Source organism: Clostridium psychrophilum (assembly GCF_018861705.1).
GTDB classification, from domain to species: domain Bacteria; phylum Bacillota; class Clostridia; order Clostridiales; family Clostridiaceae; genus Clostridium_AD; species Clostridium_AD psychrophilum.
This window is the reverse complement of sequence record NZ_JAHLEC010000126.1, coordinates 1-8551: the sequence shown is the minus strand read 5'-3', so window position 1 is coordinate 8551 and position 8551 is coordinate 1. Positions and strand designations below refer to the sequence as shown.

General features: G+C 31.2%; 9 protein-coding genes and 1 pseudogene. 1 reads left to right on the top strand and 9 read right to left on the bottom strand.

The window, feature by feature from the left end; all coding sequences use genetic code 11:
- Positions 1–171 precede the first annotated feature (171 nt).
- Complete coding sequence (locus KPL38_RS16865) at positions 172–885, top strand: YiiX/YebB-like N1pC/P60 family cysteine hydrolase (protein WP_216290306.1); 714 nt, start codon at positions 172–174, stop codon at positions 883–885.
- Positions 886–1060: 175 nt separating this feature from the next.
- Here KPL38_RS16865 and KPL38_RS16860 read toward each other — a convergent pair whose 3' ends face one another.
- The 9 genes and pseudogenes from KPL38_RS16860 to KPL38_RS16820 form a co-directional block, all read right to left on the bottom strand.
- Positions 1061–2497, bottom strand: a complete 1437-nt coding sequence (locus KPL38_RS16860) for a glycoside hydrolase family 1 protein (protein ID WP_216290305.1) — start codon at positions 2495–2497, stop codon at positions 1061–1063.
- Positions 2498–2577: 80 nt separating this feature from the next.
- On the bottom strand, positions 2578–3987 hold the full coding sequence (locus KPL38_RS16855) for a glycoside hydrolase family 1 protein (protein WP_216290304.1): 1410 nt from the start codon (positions 3985–3987) through the stop codon (positions 2578–2580).
- A gap of 44 nt (positions 3988–4031) precedes the next feature.
- A pseudogene (locus tag KPL38_RS16850) lies at positions 4032–4160 on the bottom strand (HAD hydrolase family protein); the annotation flags it as partial.
- The gene (locus KPL38_RS20410) at positions 4132–4254 is read right to left on the bottom strand and encodes an HAD family hydrolase (protein ID WP_216290302.1); all 123 of its coding nucleotides are present in this window, start codon (positions 4252–4254) and stop codon (positions 4132–4134) included. The pseudogene KPL38_RS16850 and the gene KPL38_RS20410, both read right to left, overlap by 29 nt.
- A gap of 9 nt (positions 4255–4263) precedes the next feature.
- Positions 4264–4542 carry a hypothetical protein gene (locus KPL38_RS16840; protein ID WP_216290301.1) on the bottom strand — a complete coding sequence of 93 codons (279 nt, stop codon included), beginning with the start codon at positions 4540–4542 and terminating at the stop codon, positions 4264–4266.
- Positions 4543–4566: 24 nt separating this feature from the next.
- Positions 4567–4851: a hypothetical protein gene (locus tag KPL38_RS16835; protein WP_216290300.1), complete on the bottom strand. Its 285-nt coding sequence runs from the start codon at positions 4849–4851 to the stop codon at positions 4567–4569.
- A 295-nt stretch (positions 4852–5146) separates the two neighbouring features.
- On the bottom strand, positions 5147–6484 hold the full coding sequence (locus KPL38_RS16830; protein ID WP_216290299.1) for a PTS sugar transporter subunit IIC: 1338 nt from the start codon (positions 6482–6484) through the stop codon (positions 5147–5149).
- A 65-nt stretch (positions 6485–6549) separates the two neighbouring features.
- The gene (locus tag KPL38_RS16825; RefSeq protein WP_216290298.1) at positions 6550–7959 is read right to left on the bottom strand and encodes a GH1 family beta-glucosidase; all 1410 of its coding nucleotides are present in this window, start codon (positions 7957–7959) and stop codon (positions 6550–6552) included.
- A 150-nt stretch (positions 7960–8109) separates the two neighbouring features.
- Positions 8110–8418, bottom strand: a complete 309-nt coding sequence (locus KPL38_RS16820) for a PTS sugar transporter subunit IIB (RefSeq protein ID WP_216290297.1) — start codon at positions 8416–8418, stop codon at positions 8110–8112.
- Positions 8419–8551 lie beyond the last annotated feature (133 nt).

Genomic DNA, 8551 nt, shown 5'->3' with positions numbered 1-8551 from the left:
TAAATTCGATTGCATGGAATTTTCTCCTTTCTGTGAATTTAGTTGTGATGAATATAAATTCGACAAAAGTTGGGGGAATTCCTGTATATATATGATTGTAAACCCTTGTAGGCGCTTGACTACAGGGTTATGCAATTAACTAAAATTAGATTATACAAGGGGGATTTTATTATGAAAAAAAAATTAATTATATCTTTACTTAGTGTTGTGTTAATATTTGCAAATATAAGTTATATAAATGTAGATGCTGCTCCTTTAACAATCAATTCTGTTAATTATGGCAATACTGTAAATAGTGCCAATGTCACTGGTAATTTAAAAACAGCTTATGAAATTAGAAAAGAAATAGAAGATACTTTAAGATTTCAAGTAAAAATAGAAGTGAATTGGGATGATTTAAAAGTAGAAAAAGATATGGACTTGTATAAGTCTAAAGGAAAAGCTATTGGAAAACCTGGAGACATATTAATTTCAATAACTGATAGTAAAAATACCGATATAAATGCAATTATGATGGGTTCAATTACTACTCATGCTGCTTTGGTGGATTCAGATCCCCAAAAAGTTCTTGAAGTTTATCAAAACAATCTTGAAAACCGTGCAAATGATTGGAAAACCAGATATAAAAAAATTCTAGTTCTACGTCCAAAGACTAATCAAGAAACCATTAAAGGTGCTATTAAATATGGACATACTAAATTGGGTACACACTTTAACTTTAATATTTTCAATAAAACTACAACTAAACAATTTTATTGTTCACAATTTGTATGGAGATCTTACTTTAATAATGGTCTAGATTTAGACAGAAATGGTGGACTAGCTGTTTTCCCATATGATTTTATAAGTGATAAAACTACAATTGTTTATAAACAAGGAGAATAAATCACAGAAGTTCCATGTTAGGAGCTTACAATATATAATAGTATATCAAATCTATATTTTTCAAAAATAATAGTAGCCAATTTATAGGAAAACTATAAATTGGCTACTATAAATATTATTAGTATTTTTAATGAAAAAGTATGAATTTATATAACCCACTTCATATATTTTCTCTTTATTTCTTGTCAGTAATATTTAATGCAACTTCTCCATTAGTTTCAATAACATTTTTATACCATTCAAAACTATCTTTTTTTATGCGTTTCAAAGTTCCTTTTCCGTCGTTATCCTTATCTACATATATAAATCCATAACGTTTTTTCATTTCACCAGTTCCTGCACTTACTAAATCAATACATCCCCACATAGTATATCCCATAAGATTTACACCATCTTTAACTGCCTCTTCCATTTGAATTATATGATTTTTTAAGTAATTTATACGATAATCATCATTTATTGATCCATCTTCCTTGACAGTGTCCACTGCACCAAATCCATTTTCCACTACCATAAGTGGTATTTGATATCTATCATAAATATTATTCAATGACCATCTTAGACCCTTAGGATCAATTTGCCATCCCCAATCAGAAGTTTCTAAATATGGATTTTTGACCTCATTTAATAGGTTTCCTTTTGCAATTTCTAGATTTTGATCAGCACTTACAACTGTAGACATATAATAACTAAAGGAATAAAAGTCCACAATACCATCTTTTAATATTTTTTGATCTCCATCTTCCATTACAATTCTAATTCCATTTTCCTCAAAAAAACGTTTTGCAAAGCATGGGTAGCATCCTCTTACCTGAACATCGCCACATAACATGTTACTAATTTGATCTTTCTTTTGTGCAAGTAATATGTCATCAGGATTACATGTATTGGGATAAGAGCACATATAAGCAATCATACATCCTATTTTGAAATTAGGGTTGATTTTATGTCCTAGTTTAACTGCTCTTGCACTTGCTATGAATTGATGATGTAAAGCTTGAAATCTTAACTGATTTGTATTTTCTTTATCATCTGCTATTATTCCACCACCTAGAAAAGCTCCGAATGGTATAGTTAAGATATTAATTTCGTTAAAAGTAAGCCAGTATTTCACTTTATTTTTATATCTTTTAAATATTACATCACAGTATCTTACATAACACTCAATAACTTCTCTCGATGCCCACCCATTGTACTTCTGAGTTAAACCAAAAGGCGTTTCATAATGAGAAATAGTAACTAGCGGCTCAATATTGTTTTTTCTTAACTCATCAAATACGTTATCATAAAATTTTAGACCTTCTTCATTTGGTTCTAGTTCATACCCCTTAGGGAATATTCTTGACCATGCAATAGACAACCTAAAAGTCTTAAAGCCCATTTCTCCAAACATCTTTATATCTTCTTTATAATGGCCATAGAAATCAATAGCCTCATGGCTTGGATAATAAGTGTCTTCCTCTAAAATAGGTGTAATACGTCTAGGGCTAGTGTGAGTTCCTCCAGTCATCATATCTGCACTACTTGGTCCCTTACCACCTTTGTTCCATCCACCTTCAAATTGGTTTGCAGCAGTTGCTCCTCCCCACAGAAATCCATCTTTCATTTTCATATTAGGTCCTCCTAATAATATATATTTTTACTTATTAAAACTTAATTATAACTATATGAAATTAATTAAACATTTTATTTTTATAGATTGTTTCCATTCGTTAAAATAACATTTTTATACCAGAAGAAGCTTTTCTTTTTTATACGTCTTAAATCTCTCAAATCAAACTCATCTCTATTTACATAAACAAAACCATAACGTTTCTGAAAACCTTGATGTGTACTAACAAGGTCTATAGCTGACCACGGACAGTACCCAATTAATTTAACACCATCAGTAATTGCGAGTTGTGCTTGCTTAATATGATTACGTAAGAAATCTATACGATAATCATCATTGACAACATTGCCTTGTTCTAATTTATCAAAAGCACCTAACCCATTTTCAGTTACAAGTAATGGTAAATTATATCTTTCATTTAATTCACGTAAAGTAATTCGGAATCCTACTGGATCTATCTCCCATCCAAATTCTGTTTTAGGAAGGTTTGGATTTACAGCTCCAAGATATACTCCTGTTTCACCAAGCCCTATTTGTTGATCACCAGTAGATAATCTATCAGAGTGAGCGTTTTCACTTTCAGCTACAGTTGCTGTACAATAGTAGTTAAAGGCAATAAAATCTGGCTTAGCTCCACTTAATACTTCCATATCCCCAGGTTCTATTTTAGGTGTACAACCTTTTTCCTCCATGAAACTCCATGCAACTGTATTATAACGTCCAAAAACTGCCATATCCAAGTATAACCAATTACGAATTGATGACCAGTTGTTAGCAGCTAAAACATCCTCTGGTTTTGAACTAGCAGGATAAATGCTTGTAATGTTTGGTGCTGGTCCAATTTTTGCATTGGGGCACATAACATGACAAAGTTTCATGACTTTTGCTTGTGCAAGAAGCATGTGATGATTTTGCTGATATAACTTTTTCTGTATGCTTTCTCCATCTGAATCAACTATTCCAAGGGCTGAGCCGTGTAAAATCATCATGTTTTGTTCATTTATAGTTAACCAATATTTAACCCTATCACCATAGTTTATAAATAATGTCCTTCCATAGTTTTCGAAAGCATCAATTGTCTCTCTATTGGACCAACCACCCTTTAATTGAAGTGCTTGAGGTAAATCGAAATGGTACATGGTTATAATAGGTTCTATATTATGTGATAACAATTCGTTAATTAAGTTATTATAAAATTCAATACCCTTTTTATTAATTTCTCCGACACCTTTTGGGAAAATTCTAGTCCATGCAATTGAAAAACGATAAACTTTAAATCCCATTTCAGCTAGTAATGCAACATCCTCTTTGTAATGATGATAATGATCACTAGTTATTTTAAAATCTGAAGTGTTTGCGGGATGCTCGCCTATGTCCATAACTGATGGTCCTTTCCCATCTTCATTCCAGCCACCCTCTACTTGATATGCTGAGGTGGATGCTCCCCATAGAAAATCTTTTGGAAAAAGTTTAAGTTTTTTGTGATACATATAATTTCCACCTTTCATTTTTATTTATTATTAAGTATATAAATTTATTTGTTTAATATAAATTTATTGATAACTATTGCTACTCCATCCTCATTATTACTAGTTGTAACATAGTTTGCCTTTTTTTTAACAATTTCAAGTGCATTACCCATAGCAACTACTAGGCCTGCGTATAGCCTTTTTCAGAGTCTTCTTGTTAAAATCTGAAACTCTATTCTTACTGTTTAATAAAGTTCCATCTATATCAATACATACTAATTTATACATAATAATTCTCTATCGACTTAATTTCTTTATAAAGTCATTAACATCTGTAGTTTTTAACAAATCATTTTTTGAAAATGCTCTGTCTACTATTTGAGTAGTCATTTTAACGTTAATATGTACAGGTTGTGGTCCGCCGTTCTTTTGTAAATTCATTAAAAACATCTCATATTTTTCTTGTTGGTTCCCAGTAAATCCGCAGTCATTGTAATCAAGAAAATTAGATGAAGCAGTATAATTTATTGTATAATCTTTAGTATTTCCCTTCACAATCAATTTAAATAATTTCATATCAATACATCTCCTTATTTTATTCTATTTATACAATCTATTTATAAAGTCATTAGCATTTTTAATAGTAAATACTTCTTTTCTATATAACCCTCTATCAATTTGTTGATTATGCAATTTCATATTAATATATATAGGTTGTGGTGAAATATGTTTTTCTAAATCAGTAAGAAATTTATTATATTTTTCTTGTTCAATTCCAACAAAGCTAAATTCAAAGTAATCAATATAATTAGTTGAAAAGTAATACAATATAGTAAAATCTTCTTCATATCCCTGTACTAATAATTTGTACATCTTTATACCCATACTTTTCCCTTCTTAATTTTATATGCATGTATAGAATCTAGTTTTTATTCAAATAAATATTTTTGTAATTTTGACCTAATATTCCTTATTGAGTAACAATGCTCTATAAGAAAATATCAGGTCAAAAGTTAAATCATCTCCTGGGTCGCTGTAACATCTCTGAAAGAGATGAATCATCTCCTCTATGGAGCTGCAACGACTTCAGAAGGAGATTTATATTCCCACTAAAGTTTTATATTTGTTAGGGTTATAAAAGTGGGAAACTTTCCTTCTGAAATATCGTTAAATCTTATATTTACATATCTAAAGTATCATTGGTTCCTTCAGCTATTGATTCTTGTTCCGACTTATAGTTAATAGCATCTTGTTTCATAAAGAATGGGAAGTATAACGCACATGACCATACTATTATTGTTAATTGCCATAATGCACCTTTCCAACCTTGGAGAATAAAACCTGATATTATTGGAGGAGTTGTCCATGGAACTTCTACAGCAGAAAAAGGATTTAAAACACCAAATTTTATTAAAAAATAAGTTCCTAGTGCTGCGCCCACTGGTGCTAATACAAATGGTATAAACATAAATGGATTCATTACTATTGGAAATCCAAAGAGTACGGGTTCATTTATATTAAATAGAGATGGTACTAGTGCCAATTTCCCTAAAGCTTTTGATTGCCCTGATTTTCCTTTTACAATCATTGCAAGTACAAGTCCTATGGTTAATCCAGAGCCTGTCATAACTAAAGTATTCATAAATTGAGTAGTTACTATATGAGCACCATTTGCAATAGTTAAAGCTCTGCCACTATTAATAATAGCTTGATTAGCTAGCTCATTTGCAGTGAATAATCCTGACATTACACCAGTAACGATTACTGCACCATGCACCCCAAACCACCATATTAATGGGATAGCTATTGCAATAACTAAAGCTCCTCCTAGAGAATCTGTTGCACCTTGTAATGGAGTTTGTAATACTTTATATATCCATTCAATAAATGTTGTATTTAAGCCGTACTTGAAGAACATATAAACAAGCATAGTACCAAGCATAATTACTGCAGCTGGTATTAAAGCTGCAAATTGATTAACAACACCTTGTGGTACTCCTTCTGGCATTTTAATTGTAAACTTCTTAGTTAAGAACCAAGAATATACTGCCCCAACTATTAGACCAATTATTATAGCTGTAACCATACCTTGACCACCTGTCCAGGTTTTATCAATTACATTTTCTACTACAACACTTTTATTATTAATTATACCAGTCGCAGTAGAATTATTAATACCTAAAAATACTACCAATGCTAATATTGCAGCAGTTAATGGTTCGTGACCCTCATTTTTCGCATAAGCGTATGCTATACCCATGGTGGCAGCAATTGCTATAATTGCAAAAGAAGCACCGTAAATTTGCATTAGTGGCATAGTCCAATTATTTCCTAAAACACTTGCTACCCAATCATTAAAAGGTTTATAAGGTATTTGTGCAAGTAATAAGAAAATTGAACCTACCAAAGTTAATGGCAATGTATACATGACTCCATCCTTTAATGCAATAACCCCTTTGAGATTAACAAATTTCATTACTACAGGTATTATTTTGTCAATTAGTTTTTCCTTTTCCATAATATGTTTCCCCCTATATTGTTAATAATTAAATAAGCTTAAAAAGCGATATGTTCTTACACATATTAAAGACTTTCTCCTCTATCTTCTATTATCTTTTTATACCAATAGCCAGACAATTTTATCTTCCTATTTAAATTATTTTTATGATCTACATATATAAATCCATATTGTTTCTTGTAACCATTTAACCAACTCAACAAATCAGTTGAAGACCATGCATAATATCCCTTAAGATTTATACCTTCTGCTATAGCCCTTTTGATAGCTATTAAATGTTCTTCAATATATTTTATTCTAGGAACATCTACAACTTCATCTTGGATTATTACATCCTCATCTCCTAGCCCATTTTCTGTAATATATATTTTTATATCCCCATAATTTGCTTTGAACATTTTCAATCCTTCTAAAAATGCATCTGGTGCAATTTCCCAACCCCATTTTGTATACTTTTTATCATCCATTTTTACGGTTTTATATACACCATCAAAGGATACATTACCTGGAGCACCTGTAGAATTTTCTCTTGATGACTCCTCTGAAGTTTCAGATATAATATTCTTCATTACCCTTTGAGGCTGATAATAATTTAAACCAATAAAATCGTTATCATCTGCAGCGGTTTTTATAATATTAAGTTCTTCTTGTGTCCAATCTGGAGTTAAATTATTTTCATTTAGGTATTTAACAACATATGGTGGATACTCACCTTTTAATACAGGATCATAATACCAAGCTATTCCATATTGATTTGCATGGTATGCTGCGAACTCATTATCAGGATTGTTATCTACACTAAAAGCCGGACTAAACACATGAGTTATTCCTATTTCACCAAACTGTCTCAATTTTTTATAAGCTACTACTGCTTTTGCATGAGCAGTGATCACATTATGTGTTGCTTGAAAGTATTTTTTTAAATCATTTTTAATTCCTGGTGGATGCGCCCCTGCTAAATATCCCAAACTACAAAAGACAATGGTTTCATTAAAAGTAATCCAATGCTTAACCCTATCTCCAAAAGCTTTATAACACACATTTGCATATTTGACAAAGGCATCTATAGTTCTTTTATATGTCCAACCACCACATTCCTCTAATACCTGTGGTAAATCCCAATGATATAAAGTAACAAAAGGAACAATTCCATACTTTAAACATTCATCAATGAGATTATTATAAAAATCTAACCCTTTTTGATTAATCTCACCATCTCCGTCTGGAATTATCCTCGACCAAGATATTGAGAATCTATATGATTCAAGTCCAATTTCAGCCATTAATTTTACGTCCTCTTTATATCTATGATAATGATCTATTGAAACGTCTCCATTAGTACCCTCGAAGGTCTTTCCTGGAAGCTTTGAAAATACATCCCAATTGGAGATACCTTTACCATCTTCATTCCATGCACCTTCTACTTGATATGAAGCTGATGCAGCTCCAAAAAGAAAATCATTTGGAAATTTCATAATTACATCCCTCGCTTTTATAGTACTTGTAAATATAATTGAATTAATTTAGCACAATAGGTATAATTAATCAAAGTGCCTCTTTATGTTACTTATTATATAGTGCCACGCTCATGTCACCGTTAATTGTAACTAGGGGGGTACTTTAAATTACTTATCAATTAATTTGATTGCACTTTCTAATACTTTTGCGCCATTCATCATACCATAATCTACAGAAGCTATTACAGCAACTGGAATTCCTAGTGGATCACATATTTTTTTTGCCCTTGGTAACGCATATCCTACTTGTGGTCCAAGTAATGCTACTGCAACTCCCTCCAAATGTTTTGACATACGAGCTTCTGGAAATGCATCAATATCTACTTCTATTCCTTTTTCTTTCGCTGCTATTTCCATTTTCGTAACTAATAAACTTGTTGACATACCTGCTGCACAAAATAATGCGATTTTTATCATAATATTCCCTCCTATAAATTTTAGATAGTGTTAACACTATCTTTGTTTTATTTATTTAAGACCCTGCAATTGCAAGGATTGTAGCTGTTTTTAAGAAAAAAAACAATGACCCCCTCTTTCTGGTATAATTGTT

What these genes read in the sequence shown, in the direction of transcription:
- KPL38_RS20410 (WP_216290302.1), bottom strand. Translation starts at nt 4,254, where the DNA reads ATGTATAAATTAGTATGTATTGATATAGATGGAACTTTATTAAACAGT.
- KPL38_RS16865 (WP_216290306.1), top strand. Translation starts at nt 172, where the DNA reads ATGAAAAAAAAATTAATTATATCTTTACTTAGTGTTGTGTTAATATTT.
- KPL38_RS16855 (WP_216290304.1), bottom strand. Translation starts at nt 3,987, where the DNA reads ATGTATCACAAAAAACTTAAACTTTTTCCAAAAGATTTTCTATGGGGA.
- KPL38_RS16825 (WP_216290298.1), bottom strand. Translation starts at nt 7,959, where the DNA reads ATGAAATTTCCAAATGATTTTCTTTTTGGAGCTGCATCAGCTTCATAT.
- KPL38_RS16840 (WP_216290301.1), bottom strand. Translation starts at nt 4,542, where the DNA reads ATGAAATTATTTAAATTGATTGTGAAGGGAAATACTAAAGATTATACA.
- KPL38_RS16820 (WP_216290297.1), bottom strand. Translation starts at nt 8,418, where the DNA reads ATGATAAAAATCGCATTATTTTGTGCAGCAGGTATGTCAACAAGTTTA.
- KPL38_RS16835 (WP_216290300.1), bottom strand. Translation starts at nt 4,851, where the DNA reads ATGGGTATAAAGATGTACAAATTATTAGTACAGGGATATGAAGAAGAT.
- KPL38_RS16860 (WP_216290305.1), bottom strand. Translation starts at nt 2,497, where the DNA reads ATGAAAATGAAAGATGGATTTCTGTGGGGAGGAGCAACTGCTGCAAAC.
- KPL38_RS16830 (WP_216290299.1), bottom strand. Translation starts at nt 6,484, where the DNA reads ATGGAAAAGGAAAAACTAATTGACAAAATAATACCTGTAGTAATGAAA.